This window comes from Cupriavidus sp. WKF15, from assembly GCF_029278605.1.
Lineage (GTDB): Bacteria > Pseudomonadota > Gammaproteobacteria > Burkholderiales > Burkholderiaceae > Cupriavidus.
In genome coordinates this window covers 2324087-2342524 of sequence record NZ_CP119573.1, presented here as the reverse complement: position 1 = coordinate 2342524, position 18438 = coordinate 2324087, and the positions used below count along the sequence as shown (strand labels likewise).

At 62.8% G+C, this 18438-nt stretch carries 16 protein-coding genes; 11 read left to right on the top strand and 5 right to left on the bottom strand.

Translation table 11 applies throughout. From position 1 onward, the window contains the following. The first annotated feature begins 288 nt into the window (after positions 1 to 288). From CupriaWKF_RS28045 to CupriaWKF_RS28010, 8 genes are all read left to right on the top strand, one after another. Positions 289 to 1200 (top strand): alpha/beta hydrolase, encoded by a 912-nt coding sequence (locus CupriaWKF_RS28045; RefSeq protein ID WP_276101682.1) that lies wholly within the window; start codon positions 289 to 291, stop codon positions 1198 to 1200. 208 nt (positions 1201 to 1408) lie between these two features. After that, on the top strand, positions 1409 to 2641 hold the full coding sequence (locus CupriaWKF_RS28040) for an efflux RND transporter periplasmic adaptor subunit (RefSeq protein ID WP_276101681.1): 1233 nt from the start codon (positions 1409 to 1411) through the stop codon (positions 2639 to 2641). A gap of 118 nt (positions 2642 to 2759) precedes the next feature. Then, positions 2760 to 5951, top strand: a complete 3192-nt coding sequence (locus CupriaWKF_RS28035) for an efflux RND transporter permease subunit (RefSeq protein ID WP_276101680.1) — start codon at positions 2760 to 2762, stop codon at positions 5949 to 5951. 11 nt (positions 5952 to 5962) lie between these two features. Then, a complete protein-coding gene (locus CupriaWKF_RS28030) occupies positions 5963 to 7471 on the top strand; it encodes an efflux transporter outer membrane subunit (protein WP_276103247.1) in 1509 nt (502 codons plus the stop codon). 105 nt (positions 7472 to 7576) lie between these two features. Next, positions 7577 to 8134, top strand: a complete 558-nt coding sequence (locus tag CupriaWKF_RS28025; protein WP_276101679.1) for an SRPBCC family protein — start codon at positions 7577 to 7579, stop codon at positions 8132 to 8134. A gap of 197 nt (positions 8135 to 8331) precedes the next feature. Further along, on the top strand, positions 8332 to 8811 hold the full coding sequence (locus CupriaWKF_RS28020) for a YbhB/YbcL family Raf kinase inhibitor-like protein (RefSeq protein WP_276103244.1): 480 nt from the start codon (positions 8332 to 8334) through the stop codon (positions 8809 to 8811). A 21-nt stretch (positions 8812 to 8832) separates the two neighbouring features. After that, positions 8833 to 9267 carry a hypothetical protein gene (locus tag CupriaWKF_RS28015; RefSeq protein ID WP_276101678.1) on the top strand — a complete coding sequence of 145 codons (435 nt, stop codon included), beginning with the start codon at positions 8833 to 8835 and terminating at the stop codon, positions 9265 to 9267. Between the two features lie 89 nt (positions 9268 to 9356). After that, positions 9357 to 9818 carry a DUF2127 domain-containing protein gene (locus tag CupriaWKF_RS28010; RefSeq protein WP_276101677.1) on the top strand — a complete coding sequence of 154 codons (462 nt, stop codon included), beginning with the start codon at positions 9357 to 9359 and terminating at the stop codon, positions 9816 to 9818. A 126-nt stretch (positions 9819 to 9944) separates the two neighbouring features. On the opposite strand, the gene CupriaWKF_RS28005 is transcribed toward CupriaWKF_RS28010, so the two are convergent. After that, positions 9945 to 11027, bottom strand: coding sequence for an ExeM/NucH family extracellular endonuclease (locus CupriaWKF_RS28005; RefSeq protein WP_346348611.1), 1083 nt, complete (start codon positions 11025 to 11027; stop codon positions 9945 to 9947). A 692-nt stretch (positions 11028 to 11719) separates the two neighbouring features. Between CupriaWKF_RS28005 and CupriaWKF_RS28000 the strand changes: the two genes are divergently transcribed. After that, entirely contained in the window at positions 11720 to 12112 is a 393-nt protein-coding gene (locus CupriaWKF_RS28000) for a hypothetical protein (protein ID WP_276101676.1), read from the top strand. Between the two features lie 1903 nt (positions 12113 to 14015). On the opposite strand, the gene CupriaWKF_RS27995 is transcribed toward CupriaWKF_RS28000, so the two are convergent. The 4 genes from CupriaWKF_RS27995 to CupriaWKF_RS27980 form a co-directional block, all read right to left on the bottom strand. Beyond that, positions 14016 to 14549: a hypothetical protein gene (locus tag CupriaWKF_RS27995; RefSeq protein ID WP_276101675.1), complete on the bottom strand. Its 534-nt coding sequence runs from the start codon at positions 14547 to 14549 to the stop codon at positions 14016 to 14018. Further along, positions 14536 to 15420, bottom strand: a complete 885-nt coding sequence (locus CupriaWKF_RS27990; protein WP_276101674.1) for a DUF692 family multinuclear iron-containing protein — start codon at positions 15418 to 15420, stop codon at positions 14536 to 14538. Before CupriaWKF_RS27990 ends, CupriaWKF_RS27995 begins: the two co-directional genes overlap by 14 nt. A 56-nt stretch (positions 15421 to 15476) precedes the next feature. Beyond that, on the bottom strand, positions 15477 to 15716 hold the full coding sequence (locus CupriaWKF_RS27985; RefSeq protein WP_276101673.1) for a hypothetical protein: 240 nt from the start codon (positions 15714 to 15716) through the stop codon (positions 15477 to 15479). A gap of 571 nt (positions 15717 to 16287) precedes the next feature. Continuing rightward, entirely contained in the window at positions 16288 to 16761 is a 474-nt protein-coding gene (locus tag CupriaWKF_RS27980) for a hypothetical protein (protein WP_276101672.1), read from the bottom strand. Between the two features lie 682 nt (positions 16762 to 17443). Here CupriaWKF_RS27980 and CupriaWKF_RS27975 point away from each other — a divergent pair. After that, the gene (locus CupriaWKF_RS27975) at positions 17444 to 17593 is read left to right on the top strand and encodes a hypothetical protein (protein ID WP_276101671.1); all 150 of its coding nucleotides are present in this window, start codon (positions 17444 to 17446) and stop codon (positions 17591 to 17593) included. A 409-nt stretch (positions 17594 to 18002) separates the two neighbouring features. Continuing rightward, entirely contained in the window at positions 18003 to 18266 is a 264-nt protein-coding gene (locus CupriaWKF_RS27970; protein ID WP_276101670.1) for a hypothetical protein, read from the top strand. The last annotated feature ends 172 nt before the right edge of the window (positions 18267 to 18438 follow it).

Below are 18438 nucleotides of genomic sequence, written 5' to 3'. Positions count from 1 at the left end.
TGAGGCCTGGAGGTTGTGCCGGTCGGCCGCCATGGCAGGCTTGCCGACCCGTGGACTGGGCGCTGGCCGGCTGCCCCTGGCAGGAGGTGCGCAGCCGCGAAAGCGGGAGTGAATCACATTTCCCAAGACCTTGTCATGCGTGGGGTCTCAGCGGGCCGATTATTCCAAACACGGAACAGTGCATTGGCTATCTCTCGCTTTATCCCATCGGCGTCAATCACCATAATCCGTTCCATCGCAACACATCATAGGCGCGCTGGCGATTTTCAGCACGCCGGACCGGTGCCCATGCCTCAGTCGACCAGCCAACGCTCTCCCGCCGCCCCGCCGGCCAATGGCAACGGGCAGGCACGCGTCGTGGAACACACGGTGGCAAGCGGCGCGCGCGAGATTTCGGTGTGCGTCTGCTATCCGCCCGGCTATCCCGCGCCGGCCGCCGCGGGCGCTGCGCTGCTGCCCTGGCTGGTGTACCTGCACGCGGGCGGCTTCGTGGACGGCGGGCTCGAGAAGACGCGTCAACTGGTGCAGGCGCTGGCGGCATCGGTGCCCGCGGTGGTGGTGACGCCGGCGTATTCGCTGGCGCCGGACCACCCGTTTCCGGCCGCGCCCGAAGACGCGTACAGCACCGTGGAATGGGTTCTGCGCAACGCGCGCCGGCTGAAAGTCGACAAGACGCGCTTTGCGCTGGTCGGCGAAGAGGCCGGGGGCAACCTGGCGATCGCCCTCTCGCAGATGCTGCGCGACCGCTGCGCCGCGCAGCCGCGCGGGCAATGGCTGATCCGCCCGGTGACGGACCCGTGCCTGCAGCACGCGTCATGCACGGGCGCGGGCGGCGGCCAGGTGCCGCTGGAAACCCTGCAGCGGCTGGCCTGCAACTATCGCGAATACCTGCCGACGCCGGCCGCCAGCGTGCATCCGTATGCCGCGCCGGCGCTGGCCTCGCGGCTGGCGGGGCTGCCAGCCACGCTGGTGCAGGTCGCTGAAGTGGATGCGCTGCGCGCGGAAGGCGAAGCCTTCGCGGGGCGCCTTGCCAAGGCCGGGGTGCCGGCCGAGGCCATGATCATGCCCGGCGCCTGTGGCGACGGCGTGGAAGAGACCCACGAGGATTGTCAGTCGTGGGTCGACGAAGGTGCGCGGTTCCTGCGGCGATGTCTGGCCGCGGCCGACGACACCTCGACCCGGCGCGAAAGCCGGCCCTGAAGAGGACCCGGAGCGAGCCTGCCGGCTGAGGCCTTCCGGGTAAAACCGCCAGCCGGTACTGATGCCGCCAAGACGGACTGCGCGGCATCCGGCAAACAGTCTTGCTGATCTGTCCGACATGGTCCGGACCGCATTTCGCGGCCCGGTGGGCGGCGTTCGCGCTTTTGCTTTCCCAGTTGAAGAAAACCCGCAACAGGAGTGAAGAAAAATGAGTATCCAGAATCGACGCACGTGGATCGCGATTGCCATCGTGATCGTCCTGGGCGCCGGCGTCGCCACCTCCATGCTCCGGCCGTGGCATGGCGGCGAGGCGCATGCCAATACGCCGCCGCCGGCCCCGGCCATTGAAGTAGCGAGCGTGGTCGGCAAGACCATTACCGAGTGGGACGAGTTCTCGGGCCGCATCGAAGCGGTGGATCGCGTGGAAATCCGTCCGCGCGTGTCCGGCACGATCGAAACGGTGCATTTCCGCGAAGGCTCGATCGTGAAGAAGGGCGATCCGCTCTTTACGATCGACCCGCGTCCCTACGCCGCCGAGGTAGCCCGCGCCGAAGCCGCGCTGGCCGCGGCGCAGGTGCGCGCCTCGCACGCGCAGACGGAAAAGGCCCGCGCCCAGCGCCTGCTCGACGACAACGCCATCTCGAAGCGCGAATTCGACGAGCGCATCAACGCGGCCAGCGAACTGTCGGCCGACGTGCGCGGGGCGCAGGCGGCACTGGAGGTGGCGAAGCTGAACCTGAGCTATACGCGCATCGTGGCGCCGGTCGCGGGCAAGGTGTCGCGCGCGGAGCTCACCGTGGGCAACCTCGTGGCCGCCGGCGCGGCGTCGCCGCCGCTGACCACGGTGGTGTCGGTCTCGCCGGTCTACGCCAGCTTCGAAGTGGATGAGCAAAGCTACCTGCGCTACACCGCGCCGGGCGCTGGCGGCGGCAAGGACGGCCTGCCGGTATTCCTGGGCCTGGCCAACGAGGACGGCAATCCGCATGAGGGCAAGATCCATTCGGTCGATAACCGGCTCGATACGCGCAGCGGCACCATCCGCGTGCGCGCCGTGTTCGACAACGCGGACGGGCGCCTGCTGCCGGGCCTGTATGCGAAGGTCAAACTCGGTGGCGGCGCGCCGCACGACGCCGTGCTGATCAACGACCGCGCCGTCGGCACCGACCAGGGCAAGAAGTTCGTGCTGGTGGTCGACCAGGCCAACAAGCTGACGTATCGCGAGGTGGACCTCGGGCCGACCTATGAAGGGCTGCGCGTGATCCGCAAGGGCCTGAAGCCGGGCGAGAGCATCGTCGTGAACGGCCTGCAGCGCGTGCGCCCCGGCGACACGGTGGCGCCGAAACCGGTGTCGATGGCGTTCCGCAGCGAGCTGGAGCCGCGGCCATCCGCGCCTGACCGCAAGCAGGCGTCCGCCGAGGCGCAAGGCAAGCCGGTGAGCTAAGCAGGCCCGGAAGCCCCGCCACAGACAGTCAATCGCATTTGCTTCCCCTGATGTGCATGGCGCCCGCCACGGCGGGCCGCCAGGGGGGCTTCTTGCCGAAAACAGGCCGAGAACCAAGATGAATCTCTCGAAATTCTTTATCGACCGTCCCATCTTCGCGGGCGTGTTGTCGGTGCTGATCTTCCTGATCGGCGCCATCTCGATGTTCAAGCTGCCGATTTCGGAGTACCCGGAAGTGGTGCCGCCGTCGGTGGTGGTGCGCGCGCAGTTCCCGGGCGCCAATCCGAAGGTGATCGCCGAGACTGTGGCCACGCCGCTGGAAGAACAGATCAACGGGGTCGAGGACATGCTCTACATGAACTCGCAGGCCAACAGCGACGGCTCGCTCACGCTGACGGTGACGTTCAAGCTGGGCACCGACCCGGACAAGGCCCAGCAGCTCGTGCAGAACCGCGTGTCGCAGGCCGAGCCGCGCCTGCCCGAAGACGTGCGCCGCCTGGGCATTACCACCGTCAAGAGTTCGCCCGACCTGACCATGGTGGTCCACCTGGTCTCGCCGAACGACCGCTATGACATGACGTACCTGCGCAACTATGCGCTGATCAACGTGAAGGACCGCCTGGCGCGGATCCAGGGCGTGGGCCAGGTGCAGATGTTCGGCTCGGGCGACTACTCGATGCGGGTCTGGCTGAATCCGGACAAGATCGCCGAGCGCAACTTGTCGGCATCGGACGTGGTCAAGGCCATCCGCGAGCAGAACGTGCAGGTGGCGGCGGGTGTGATCGGCCAGTCGCCGTCGCTGCCGGGCACCGACCTGCAACTGTCGGTGAATGCGCAAGGCCGACTGCAGACCGTGGAGGAATTTGGCGACATCATCGTCAAGACTTCGCCCGATGGCGTTGTCACGTACCTGAAGGACATCGCGCGCATCGAACTCGGCGCGTCGGAATACGCGCTGCGTTCGCTGCTGGACAACAAGTCCGCCGTGGCACTGCCGATCTTCCAGTCGCCGGGTTCGAACGCCATCCAGATCTCGAACGACGTGCGCAAGACCATGGCCGAGCTCAAGCAGAACATGCCGGAAGGCGTGGACTACAGCATCGTCTATGACCCGACGCAGTTCGTGCGCCATAGCATCGAGGCCGTGGTCCATACGCTGTTCGAAGCCATCGCGCTGGTGGTGCTGGTGGTGATCCTGTTCCTGCAGACGTGGCGCGCATCGATCATCCCGCTGCTGGCGGTGCCGGTGTCGATCGTTGGCACGTTCGGGCTGATGCATGCGTTCGGTTTCTCGATCAACGCGCTGAGCCTGTTCGGGCTGGTGCTGGCGATCGGCATCGTGGTGGACGACGCGATCGTGGTGGTGGAGAACGTCGAGCGCAACATCGAGGAAGGGCTGTCGCCGAAGGAGGCCACCTACAAGGCCATGCGCGAAGTCAGCGGCCCGATCATCGCGATCGCGCTGACGCTGATCGCCGTGTTCGTGCCGCTCGCCTTCATGACCGGCCTGACCGGCCAGTTCTACAAGCAGTTCGCGCTGACCATCTCGATTTCGACGATCATCTCCGCCTTCAACTCGCTGACGCTGTCGCCGGCGCTGTCCGCGCTGCTGCTGCGCGGGCATGACGCGCCCAAGGACTGGCTCACGCGCGGCATGGACCGCGTGCTCGGCGGCTTCTTCGCGCGCTTCAACCGCTTCTTCGGCCGCAGCTCCGACAACTATGGCCGCGGCGTGAAGGGTGTGATCCGCCGCAAGGGGTCGGTGTTCGGCGTCTACGCGGTGATGCTGCTTGCCACCTGGGGCATCTTCCAGATGGTGCCGAAGGGCTTCGTGCCGGCGCAGGACAAGCAGTACCTGGTGAGCTTCGCCAAGCTGCCCGACGGCGCCACGCTGGACCGGACCGAGGACGTGATCCGCCGCATGTCGGAGATCGCGCTCAAGCATCCGGGCGTGGAATCGGCCGTGGCCTTCCCGGGCCTGTCGATCAATGGCTTCACCAACAGCCCGAGTGCCGGCATTGTGTTCGTCACGCTGGATCCGTTCGAGAAGCGCAAGGGCAAGGAGCTGTCCGGCGGTGCGATCGCCGCGGACCTGAACAAGCAGTATGGGTCGATCCAGGATGCCTTCATCGCGGTGTTCCCGCCGCCGCCGGTACAGGGCCTGGGAACGATCGGCGGCTTCAAGATGATGATCGAGGACCGCGCCGCGCTCGGCTATGACGCGCTGTTCGACGCCACCAATGCCTTCATGGCCAAGGCGCGCGCCACGCCCGAGCTGGCCGGCATCTTCAGCAACTACCAGGTGAACGTGCCGCAGCTCGACGTGCAGCTCGACCGCACCAAGGCCAAGCAGCTCGGCGTCCCGGTGACAGACGTGTTCGATACCCTGCAGACCTATCTTGGCTCGTCCTACGTGAACGACTTCAACAAGTTCGGCCGTACGTACCAGGTCAAGGTGCAGGCCGACGCGCAGTTCCGCCAGCATGCCGAGGACATCCTGCAGCTCAAGGCGCGCAGCGCCAGCGGCGAAATGGTGCCGTTGTCGTCGATGGTGAAGGTCAGGCAGAGCTTCGGTCCGGACAGCGTGAGCCGCTACAACGGTTTCACTGCTGCCGACATGAACGGTGGCCCGGCCCCGGGCTTCTCGTCGGGCCAGGCCCAGGCCGCCGCCGAGCGGATTGCCGCGGAAACGCTGCCAAAGGGCATCGGCTTCGAATGGACCGAGCTGACCTACCAGGACATCCTGGCCGGCAACGCGGGCGTGTGGATCTTCCCGCTGTGCGTGCTGCTCGTGTTCCTGGTGCTGGCCGCGCAGTATGAAAGCCTGACGCTGCCGCTGGCCGTGATCCTGATCGTGCCGATGAGCCTGCTGGCCGCCATGACCGGCGTGTGGCTCACGCGTGGGGACAACAACATCTTCACGCAGATCGGCTTCATCGTGCTGGTCGGCTTGTCGGCGAAGAACGCGATCCTGATCGTGGAGTTCGCCCGCGAGCTGGAACACCACGGCCGCACGGTGGTGCAGGCAGCGATCGAAGCCAGCCGCCTGCGCCTGCGCCCGATCCTGATGACCTCGTTCGCTTTCATCATGGGCGTGGTGCCGCTGGTGGTGTCGACCGGCGCCGGTGCGGAAATGCGCCATGCGATGGGCGTGGCCGTGTTCGCCGGGATGCTCGGCGTGACCTTCTTCGGGCTGTTCCTGACGCCGGTGTTCTATGTGGCGCTGCGCCTGCTGGCCACGCGCAAGCAGCGCCGCGAGGCCCTGGCAAACGATGCATCGGCCTCGCGCGCCGTGCCGTCCGCAGAGTGATGGTGACCAAGATGAATAACGTGATGACGCAATACCTGCCGAGGCTTGCCACGCTGGCTGCCGCGCTGGTGCTCGCCGGCTGCTCGCTGGCACCGGTCTACAAGGTGCCCGAGACGCCCACCGCAGCGACCTTCAAGGAGGCCGATGCCGCTGCCGCAGAAGGCGCGCAATGGAAGACCGCCGCGCCGGCCGAAGGCCAGCATCGCGGCGACTGGTGGAAGATCTTCGGCGATGCCGAGCTGGACCGGCTGATCGACGCGGCCAACACCTATAACCAGGATCTCGCCGCCGCGGCGGCGCGGCTGAAGCAGGCGCGCGCGCTCACCGGCGCCACTGAAGCCGACCTGTATCCGCAACTGAGCGTCGGCCTGGACCCGACGCGTTCGCAGCCGTCGGCCGCGTCGCAGGGTTTGCCGGACGGCACGCGCGTGGCGCCGCAGACCGTGCTCAGGGCACGTGCGTTTGCCAGCTACGAGCTCGACCTGTTCGGCCGCGTGGCCAACAGCGTGAACGCCGCGCGCGCCGAAGAGAAGGGTGCCGAGGGCCTGTACCGCTCGGTGCAACTGGCGCTGCAGGCCGACACCGCGCAAGCGTACTTTGCGCTGCGTACGCTGGATAGCGACCGCGAGCTGCTTCAGGCGACGATCAAGCTGCGCGAGGATGCGCTGACGCTGCTGCGCAAGCGTTATGAGGCCGGTGAGACCACCGATCTCGATCCGGCCCGCGCGGAAGCCGAGCTGGGCACGGCGCGCGCCGATCTGGCTGCTACCGAGCGCCGTCGCGCCAACCAGGAGCACGCGCTTGCCGTATTGACCGGTGTGTCACCGTCGCAGTTCGGACTGGAAGCGAAGTCGCTGAGCACCACGCCGGTGGCTGTGCCGGCCGGCTTGCCGTCCGAGCTGCTCGAGCGCCGTCCCGATATCGCTGCCGCCGAACGCCAGATGGCGGCGGCCAATGCCCGGATCGGCGTCGCGAAGGCGGCCTTCTTCCCGCGTATTTCGCTGTCGGCGCTGTTCGGCTTCGAGTCGTCGGATCTATCGAACCTGTTCAAGTGGTCATCGCGCACGTGGGCGCTCGGACCACTGGTGGGTTCGACGATTGCGCAGACCGTGTTCGACGGCGGGCGCAACAGCTCGAACCTGGCAGGCGCCCGTGCCGCGCACGAGGAGAGCGTGGCGAGCTACCGGCAGACCGTGCTGGTGGCGTTCCGCGAAGTCGAGGACAGCCTGGCCGACGTGCGCTGGCTCAGCCAGCAAGCCACGGCGCTGGACAGCGCGCTGGCCGGTGCGAAGCGCGCCCAGCGCACTTCCCGCAGCCGCTATGACGCGGGAGCAGTGGACTACCTGACCGTGATCGACGCGGACCGCACGGTGCTGCAATCGCAACGCGATGCCAACGTGGTGGCGGGCTTGCGGGCCGCGGCGACGGTGGCGCTGGTGCGCAGCCTTGGCGGAGGATGGGGGCCGGCGCCGGAAGCGGTGGCGACCGTGCCGGCAGCTTCGCTGGCTTCCGCGCCCTAGGGCTGCGGCAGGTGGCGGAGGCTGGCGGGAGTGGCGCGATGCAAACGGTTCGCTACACTGAAGGCATTGCGCCACGCACCCGGACCTGCGCGGGCCCCCGCCTCCATGCCCCGACACACGACGCTGTTCTGGATTCTGATTGCAGCGGCCACAGGCGCCGCGGCCTTGTTCGTGCCGCTGCCCTGGACCGACACCACGCGCATCGACAATGAGGTGGTGATTGCCCGGCCGCCGGCCGCAGTGTTCGACTACGTGTCCACACCCGGTAACTGGCCGGCCTGGCACCCGTCGTCGCTGGGCGTGGCGGGTGCCACGGATCACTCGCTGCAACCCGGCGAGCGCGTGACCGAGAAGTTCGTGGTCGCGGGGCGCAGCGGCGTTGTGGTGTGGACCGTGACGAAGAGTGAACCACCGCGGACGTGGATGATCGAAGGGGAGATCGAGGGACGCAAGGCCGGTACCGTGACCTACACGCTGACACCGGCGCTGACGCCATCGCTCACGCCGCGCGAGGAGAGCACGCGCTTCGAGCGGGTTTTCAGCTACCAGTCGCCCACCTTGCTGTTTATCCTGCTGAACCGCCTGGTGCTGCGCCCGCGCATCGAGGCGGAATCGGCGGAAGCCGTCAGGCGCCTCAAGGCGAAGCTCGAGGCCCCGCGCTGAGGCGGGGCGGCGTCGCTTGCGCGGCGACATGATCCGCACTAAGTTGGAATTACCATCCGACGGCGGCCAGCCCGGCTGTAGTCTTCTGGGATCACATGACCTATCCCATGGCCCGGCGTCCTTTCCGCAGGCTGCACTGGCTGCTGGCCGGCGCAGCGGTGCTGGCCATTGCGTCACAGTCACAGACGAGGCCGCACATGCCGCTTGCCCTGACATCCTCCGCATTCGCCCATGGCGATGAAATCCCGGCCCGCTTCACATGCGAGGGCGCAGATGCTTCGCCGCCGCTGGCATGGTCTGGCATGCCGGCCGGTACGGCCAGCCTTGCCCTGATAGTCGACGATCCGGACGCGCCGGACCCGGCCGCGCCACGCCAGACCTGGGTGCACTGGGTCCTGTACAACCTGCCGCCGCAGGCAAGCGCACTGGCCCAGGGCGTGCGGCGCGAAGAACTGCCGCCCGGCGCCCGCGAAGGGCTCAATGACTGGCACCGGACCGGCTATGGTGGCCCGTGCCCCCCGATCGGGCGCCATCGCTACTTCCTCAAGCTGTATGCGCTCGACGTGGCATTGCCGGAGCTGGGCATGCCCGACAAGGCGGCACTGGAGCGCGCCATGCAGGGGCATATCCTGGCGCAGGCCGAACTGCTCGGTACTTACCGGAAGCACGCGCACTGAGCGGGAACGCGGAAAGCCCGAATGAGAACCCTCCAACTTCTTCCGATACATGCCAGTCAGCTGCGGGCAGTGAGCCTGGGACTGCTGGCGGCGCTGGCCTTGTGCGCGGCCAGTCCGTTGCAGGCCCAGCCGCAGGAAACCGGATCGATCACTGTGGCGGGCTCCGCCCATGTGCGCGGGCCGGTGGTGGTGCACGGCAGGTTGATCGTCGCCGGGCGCGTGCATGCGCGCGGGCCGCTCACGGCCGCATTCTTCTCCGGACCCGCCGTGGCCCGAGGCGTGCCCTATGCAGCTGGCTACCTCAAGGTCTTCAATGGACCGCTGACCGTGCATGGCACCATGGTGGTCAACGGCGATCTCACTGCCGACGGGCCCATTACCGTCGACGGTCCACTGGAAGCGAGCGGCGGCATTGAGGCCGACGGCCCGATGCAGGAGCGCGAGTACACACGCTGACGACGTGGCGTTGCCATTGACGGTGGTGCGCGGGGGCGGCCCATATTGCACAATATGGGCCTCGGATCACAACCCCCCGGAGCCCGTTCATGGCGAAGCAGCACGTATTCGGCCTGAGGACCATTGCGCTGTTCGAAGCCGCCAAAGGCGCGCTGGTTATCGTGGCCGGCCTGGGGCTGGTGGCTTTCCTGCATCGTGATGCGCAGGCGCTTGCCGAAGCCATCATCATGCGCCTGCACATCAACCCGGCCAGCCGCTATCCCACTATCTTCCTGTCCCTGCTGGCACACCCGAGCGACGCGCGCCTGTGGGCCATCGGCGGTTCCGCCGCGGTGTACGCCCTGATGCGCTTTGCCGAAGCCTGGGGACTGTGGCACCGGCTGGCATGGGGCAACTGGCTTGGGGTGTTTTCCGGAGGCATCTACCTGCCGTTGGAACTCTATGAAGCGCTGGCGCACCCGAGCTGGATGCATGCAAGCCTCGCCGTGGCGAACGTGCTCGTGGTGCTGTACCTGATCAAAGGGCTGGCACGCCACGAGGTCCGCGCCTGATCGCGCGAGGGGGGAGCCTGGCGGCTTTCAGATAAAAGACGCGGGCTGCCGGAGAAGCCCGCGTGTTTCCTTGCCGAAGCCCGTGCCGCGCGGATTGCGGAGGGCGGCGCATCATTGGCTGGGCGATTACCGTGCCTTCCGGCGCCGGGCTGTCGGCATGGCAAGCGTTGCGCCTGCGGCGAGCAAAATGGCCAGCAGTGCGACGGTCCCTAAGACGCCACCGCCGCCGTCGGGCTCGGTCACCGCATTGCCGCCCCCGGGATGGGCGGGCGCGGCGTCCGGCACGGGCTCGCGCCAGGACAGGTCGACCAACACCGGATCATGGTCCGAGGCGCGCCAGGCATCCGGCGCGTAGTAGCGCTGCTGCTGGGCCGCGCTGCGATAGGCCTGCGCGTAGCCAAAGGCTGAAGGTTCGTCGGCGTTGGCATGCCAGATGCTGACAGCCCGGACACGCGTGGCGAGAGCGGCATCGGCCAGGGCGTAGTCAAGGTAGCCAGCCTGCCCGTCGAAGACATAGGTGTACGCGTCGCGTCCGGCCAGCCTTGCGATCATGTCCGCATAGCCCTCGCGTGCCAGCAGGCTGACCGGGTCTTCGCCGGCATAGCTGTTGAGGTCTCCGATCACCAGCGTGCCTGCGCCCGCGGGGCCGGCCGGCAAGGTCTTGAGCCACTCGGCCAGCGCCCGCGCTGCCTGCAACCGGGTCGCGTTCCAGCAACCCTGGCCGTCGCCCTGGTCCCGGTCGGGCCCTTCGGCATCGGTGCAGCTCTTGGACTTGAGGTGGTTGACCACGACAGTGAAGGCATTCGAGGGACTGCCGACAGGCGCGAACACCTGTGCGAGCGGCTGCCGGCTGCGCGCCTCGAGCACCGTCGTCACGGGCGCGCCAATCGGCCTCACGATCCGCTGGTTGTAGAGCAGCGCGACGGCAATGGCATCCAGGCCAAGCCTTGGCGTGCCGGGCTCGACCGCGCGCCAGTCCGGTCCGAGCAGGGCCGCCAGGCGCTGCACGGCACTGCGCGGACCAAAGCCGTTGTTCTCCACCTCCATCAGGCCGATCACGTCCGCGTCAAGCGCGCGCAGTGCCGCGAGCAGCTTGGCTTCCTGCCGCGCGAACTCGGCAGGGCTCTTGGCGCCACGGTTGTCGGGGGCGTCGAAGCCGCTGCCCTGGCCGTTGCCGTTGAAGTAGTTGAGCACGTTGAATGCGGCCACGCGCATGTCGGTGCCCGTGGCGCGTATGTCCCGGGATAATACGGTTTGTCAAACTCGCTGCTTGAGGTTTGTCAAACCTGGCGGAATTGGCTGGAAACCCTTGAGGCACCGAGCTTTGACAAATCGCTCCAGTTGTTGCTCGGAGCGCTCGGCAACCGATGGCGTACAGGATTCTTTGGTTCTTCTGTCTTTCTGTTCGAGCGCTTTGGTTTCGACAGCCATCGCGCTGGAGAGGCCGACCGCCAAGCCCAGTATAGGTCATGCGAGCCCTGGCGCGAAGACCCTGTCGCCACGGCAAGGGCGCCAGGGCCGCTCGCATGGCTGTCGTCTGAGACTGCTCGATTACCGCACGGAAAGTGTCCGCATGTGCCAGAAAAAGATCGCCTACCCTATAAGGGACTTTTCGACTTCGCCTTGAAACCTCCCACTGTAGCAAGGAGATTTCTGGCGGCGTCATGCAGGCATCTTTCGTCTATACCATCCTGCAGCCAGTCAGTGCTGCGCGAGTGCGACATTATCGCCTCTCGTAATCCATATTTGTGAGGTGTTTATTGTGTATGAGGCCTTGCTCGCCTCCATATCGCCACAAGCCGCGAGGGATCGGGAGGGAACGCCACGTCGATCTCGAATGGCCGTCCGGGGTGCGTCTCAGCCCAGGAGGGCAGGGAAGCGAAAGGTTTGAACTCCTGGAATTGCCCGCCACTATCAAGTCGCTGGACACCTACGCCGGAGATGTCGGCGACGCCGTTGGCGAAGAAGTTGCCAAGGGCTTGCGCAGATGTCTATTGATTCAGAAAAAGGAACGAGACAAGGACGAAGGCGATGGGGAAGAGTCCGTTGCGGTAGACATCGACATGGTCGACGAAGGGGAACCGTTTCAGGACCTCATAGAGTCTTCCGATGATGGAGTTGCGCTGCCGCGCAGCACCGCCGGGCATGGCGGGACGGCCATTGAGCATGGCGCAGGCAGAGCCGCACCTTTGCCGGCCATGGCTTCGCGTGCCATCGCAGGTCAAAAGTTCGATCTGCCGGCGTGGCTGGACAGTCTAAAGAGAGCAATGACAGGCAAGCGCGCAATGCGGTGAGCCTAACCCTCTGGAGCCAAATGATGACAGCACCGAGCGAAAAGCATTTATCCGTCCCTATCGTGGAACTGCCTCCGTACGCAACTGCAAGCAGTATTGCCGATATGATACTGGGTTCATGGAGTTCTGGTGACTATTCTTCTGCGCGGATAAAGGCAGTGAGATATCTGCAGACGACAGCATTTGCCACGGTGACCGTACCCCTGTCCGTCATAGAGCGTGTGTCCGGTGGGCTGTATTCGGTGCCGACTCTGCTGAATGAAAACACGCTGTGCGCGCTAGCGGGTCTCGGGATGACACCGACCGGGCGTGCGAATCTGCTTCAACGGGTGGTGACGGGTAATGGTGGCTACTACATACCACCTTTCTTTCCACCCTGGGTCAATTGCGATAACCGGCCCGTACGGACGTGCGGGAAGTGTGAATGGGCTATGTGGAGAAGGTATGGGGTTCGCGCGATCCTTTGCCCTCATCAGATTCCATTCGTGACGGCCTGCTATGCATGTGGAAACCTGCTGTCCAAGCGGGTTGAGGGGGCACGACCGCCGAAGAAGGCCGTTACTGCCGCTCCCCGCGGCGCCCTGCGTTTCGCCCGGGCGGCACAAAGGGTCGCAGACGAGGCCAACGCGGTCGGCCCGTTCAAGAGGAAGCTCGTCGATCTTCTTCGTGATCGTGGGTATGTTCACCCATACGGCGCGTTTAGAACTTCGGCGCTGCGCCAAGATTTCCACAAGTTTTGTCGAGGCAGCGTGTCGGACGAGCAACTTCTGAGGCTCGCTCAATATCCTTGGCGCATCAATGACCTGCTTTGGTGGATTGGGGATGCAGGGCATGCGAACGAAGAACGTGCTTGTACCATTCATCCCGTCTACATCATCCTATTCGAACAATTCCTAATGGAAGACGGGCAGTACGGTGCCAAAGTGCCGCATTCGTTGAAGTCCGAAGCGCTACGGACATGGCCGTACGATTGGGTGGCAAGAACCGCCGGAGCGGCGTATCGGATTCCTGTTGACCGTCGTAGGCGATACGGAAGGCCAGATCTTCCAGCGTTGGTGGCGGCAGGTCGTACGCGTGAGGAAATCCGAGATCTTATCGGCGTGAGATGGGCTACGACAATCGACGAGTATTTGCGGGAAGATGGCCTACGTCCGCTCTATGACAACATTCGGAGCAATTTGAGATGTCGTGAGGCGCGGGAACGGTGGGTCGCTCTGGAACGGATCTTTCCGCTGTTGAGTCGCAGTGCGCTCCGCCGAAAGTCCCCTAACCTGTTTGCTTGGCTTGAGAGAAATGACGAAATATGGTGGCAGCAGCGTCTCGAAAAACGCCGTGGAAGAAGAAACGAGGAAAGTACGGAGACGCGGTTAGCAAAGATGACAAATAGGCAATGCTCGGCATTAGAAGATCGCGTTCGACAGGCTATCGATCGGATATACGAGAGCAATCCCCCACGACGATGCTCCTTCGTGGCAATATTGAGCGAAGCGGGATTGAATCCTACTACGCTGCGCGTGGCACGAATGCTACCCCGTATCGATAAGCTGATTTTGTGCTCACATGAATCAAATGCCGAGTACCAGGCAAGGAGAAAGATCGCGAATAGCCGAGATAGTTGCCATGGGCTGGGGAGAGAGGCCTAACTTCAGAGATTCGGTCCGCATGAGGTCATACTCGTTGAAGACTATCGATCTGCGGATGCGGAGCTAGCTAAGCCGTTCCAGTGACAGGTGGCTCCGACGCTAGACTAACGGGTCCGACATCCATTCACATTACGATCCAAAACCCCCCGCTGCGCCGCCTTCTTATCGTAATAGCACGGTTCATCCCTAAACTTTTCTGCGTACTGCTAGATACCCTCAAATATCGAGACGATGCGCTACCTCACCCCACGGCGGTCCATTCAATGTTCTTCCACTTTGGCAACGTTAAACAAATTTGGAAGTGTTTTAGACACAATAGCTTCATAGCACCCCTGATCGACAAGGGCGCCATCATATGGGACGTCCTTGGCAAGGCTATTAAGAATCCCAAGTGGGTCGATATTCCATTTGATGATATAGATATTGGGATCCCCCTGTCTGACTCTTAACAATGCGAGCTCAAATCGAGCCACCGATGCAACTATAAGATCGTCGTGATTGCTCAGCATCTCGAGGAATGCTGGCCCTTGTGTTTCACGAAATGGCGAAATATTATATTCCATGCAAAACTTACCTAACACATCGCCAATAATTCCGCGTCTCTCAAGAAGGCGGTACGTCAATACGCAGGCACGCTGCAGCACATATGCGCGCCACAAAACAATATTAGTCCTTGCTTCGATCAGATCCCTTGATTGCGCAACGACATGAAAGTACGCCTCGTCATCAGGTCCAACTTGATATGAGGATCGAATTAATCCCAATAGCTTTCTCTGGTGATTAGCGAGATGCATGGCTTAATCCCGAAAAGAATCGGCGCATCCGAGCCAACTCTTCAGCAATGGCGGTATGACCGAGACCTGGCACTGCCTCTGGCATAAACTCATACACCACAACCTGGACACTGTCCTGTGCAGACAAAACAACGTCCTTAGCAAGGTGGATTGTCGAATTAGATGGCAATTGAGAATGTACATCCAAGAGGAACCCGTTATGCTCCACTCCTCGCGCCATGTGTACTTCTTTGATGCTTCTCGCATCAAGCCTATCCAAGAAATTGCGGATGTCAAAACCGTGATTATGTGCATCGCACTCAAGGTTATAGACATCAAGTATTAGGCCACATCCAGTTCTGCGAGATAGTTGATTAAGGAATTCGGCGTCGTCATAGTCACCATCAAAATCAGGAATAACGTGAACGATGTTTTCCAGGAGAAAAGGAATTCTGTAGCGCTCCTGTATTCGGTGTACTCGCTCGCAAACTAAATCTAGGGCCTGCTCGGTCTTTGGCAATGCAAGCATAATACCAAGATGCTCGCCGTCAACCTTGGTATAACCGAGGTGTTCGCTGTGCCAAGCCACATCCACCTGCTCCATAAATTTGTCCAGCAGGTGAAGATATGTTACGCCCCAACTATCATGTGAGCCGATCGACAAGCTAACGCCATGCACGATGATCTTTGCGGCGTTCCCCATATTTTTGAACTCCGACATAATCTCGTCGCTGAGCACAATTTTACCGTCCTTAACTTCAGCTATCGTTTCGAGAGTTATCTCCACATAGGCAACATTGGGGAGAAGGCGGCTAAGAAGATCCGGGTCGCGCCCCTCATATGTCACGCCTAGCGCCACCGTGATGCCTCCCTCTGCGTCAGTGGGATTCAAATACGTTTCCATATGAGGGGCCATTTTTTTTGATAGACAATGAAGTGGTTGTCCCTTCACTCGCGCGTCACAAGACCACCCTGTACATTCGGGATCTGAGCTAACTGGGTCAGTTCAGGATCTCCGCGCAGAAAACTGAGATCGAATCCGGTAAGACCGCAGTTGCACCCACCTTTCGGCACCATGACCCGAATTGCCTCATCGAGTGCTTTGTGAAGATCCTCCAAGGTAACTTTGCCTTCTGTGACTACAATCTTTACATGATTACTTACGCGTGATTTTTCCGAAGTTTGCACGATATTCTCCTTTTGCCACGATCTACGAATGACCTGGAGGATCCAAATAAGGCGGATGCCTCCGATACATCGTATTTCTGCCGCAGGAGAGTGCAAGTAAATGTAATTCATACCTGATGTTACGCGTATCGATTACGTAAAGTTAATGAAACCGAGATGCATATAAGTTGCTCGGCATCAACAGGCATCTAGTCAAGGCTTGATTTATACAAGCCAACGCTTCGAGCGTCCTGGAACGGTGATGTATGGAGGGATTTCGCCTGTTCCGAGGCGTCAGGCTGCCCCCTCCGGCGATGCCGACACAGGCGCTTGACCGCGTGCGACCCCTTCATTTCAGGCTCGATCCGTGCCGCCGGATCGGCACTGGCAACGGGACGAGCGACTCGGTTTGGGGATCGATCCGGTGCGCCCTGCGCGCAGGAGCAGCCCGACGTATAGGGGCGCGGACTTCCGCAAAGCGCACCGAAGCCGAGTTTTCACGCGGCTGCGGATCCGGTGCGTGATCGACCGCTTGCCTGCACAGCACGGAAGTCCGAGAAACCGCCATCAGGGCGGCGCTGCCAAGTAGCAGTTAGCCGTTTGCTTCGGAACCGAAGGACTCTTGAACAATCCGGCCAGCGACTTGAAGGATTTCCTCCCGCATCGTTCCATCAAAACCTTGCGCGGCGATCCCGAGTTCTGACACCAAGGCTTGAATAGACGGGTTCGGTCCCGGCCACGGCCAATGAAAGCCCGGCACTCGTGTGCCGCAACCATCAATGAACTCGCGAATAGCCCGGTCGGTGCTTTTGGTCAGATCCGAACGGGTTGGCCCTTCTGGCATCTGTCGCGCGACTTGGTTAAGACCGATCGCAGAGATGAGAAACGCAGCCGCAGGTGACCAAGAGTTCGGTTCGGGTTGAGTGGCGCGCCAAGGGACTGGGACTGGCTCCTCCCTTGCTAGCATGGTGGTGTAGGGCCCTTGATGGCGAGGATCACCGCCAAAGGGGTTATGAAGCGCCCACCAGTAAAGATTCTCCCAATTGGGTGGAAGAGGAGTATGCATCGCTAACCTCCGTAAGTGAACTGCCATCAGAGTTGTCTGCTAAACACACGTTTAGTCACTATTAAACGGCCGACCCTACAGTTGCGACTGCGAAAAACCCGACGACGACAATCCAACAAGGATTGAGATCGTCAGCATAATGGCGTGCTTCATAATCCGGACCGCCAGTAGCATTTGAGCGTCATGGGCATTACGAAATGCCTTGAAGCAAATACGCACGTAAGCAATAAGATTCTGCCATTCAGGCAGTCCTGTTCACTCTAGAGTCGACTTTGTAGAATACAATTAAATTGTATTTTGCACTGATTGAAAAATTACTAAGTTTCATACCCGAAACAGATTGACGGTGATGGATGCCGTCGGCGTGACGAAAATTGCCAAGCAAAAATGCTTGAGCGTTCGCAGTCCTTCACATCGGGTTGGGCAATGGCCCCCATATCACCGGCGCAACGTGGGCGCTAGTGGGCGGTAGCCGGCCTCGCGGGGGCTGCGTATATCCGCCGCGGTACGTTTTCACATGCTGCTAGTGGCAACCGGCGAATCTGAGCGCATACGCGCGCCAGATCTTTAGCGTCGAAGCCGCCAAAGGGATTGGCGATGTCCTCGTCAAAGCGGTGGAGAAATTTGCGATCCCCGGCACAGCGGGGTGGACGGCTTCTAAAAAGGTTGCCCTGCAACTCCCGTGCTCGCGTGGGGCACCGGGCTCGCGATAGGGGTCGTCGTGCACGGCATCACGTCGACTGCCAAGGTGCGTGAGCGGGAACAAAAGAGCCCGGTCCGCTATCTTTCGGAGGCTGAGAAGCGCTTCGTCGTGATCACGGTGGGCGCGTAAAGCGCCCGGCCCGTGCACGCCCAGTGTGGGGAGGCGACGACCACGCCGGCCCGATGTGGCGAGGCCCCCGGAAACCCACGCCTGTTCCGAGGCGTCAGGCTGACCCGTCAACCGCCTTTCGGCAAGGCCGACACCGGCGCGTGACCGCGTGCGACCCCTTCAGTTGAGGCTCGATCCGCGCCGCGGTCCATCACTACTAGTGCTCGACCCCGATGCGCCAACCGAACCGGGGCGCTGTCCCCGACCAGATGGGGGCACGACCGCGCGGATATGGCAGGGCGAGAACAGGTGACGCGGCGGGGCCCGCCCGCCGACGGGATCGACGGTGGCGGCGTGCTAGACTGCCTTGGCGCCGCTGCGGCGCCGCCTGCCACGGTCATCACGGAGCGCCATGATGTTGGAGCGATTCTTGGAAGTCACCATTGTTTGGGATTCCACCGACCCGGAACCGGGGCCGCGCAGGGGGAGTCTGCGCGCGGATCAGATCACCAGCTTTGTCGACGTCTCCGCGCGGCGCGATGCCTTGGGTAGCCAAGTGCACCTCGTGCTGGCGCAGCCCCATGACTACGTCAATGAGGAGGACGACGCCGGCGGGGTCGTGCGCGCGCAGCGCGAGCTCTACGTACTGGAGAGCTATGACATGATCCGGGAGGAGTTGCGTGCGGCAAAGTGAGTCGGCACGGCCGCCCCCCGGAAACGACCGCCGTGCCGAGCTCCCGCGACGGACCGCATCGACCGTCCGCCGAAGCCGAGTCACCCTGAACGGAACTCCTCCCCATGAACGAACACGAGCGCGGCTACCAACCCCGTTCGTCGCCATCTGGCTCGCCCTTCTCATCCTTGCG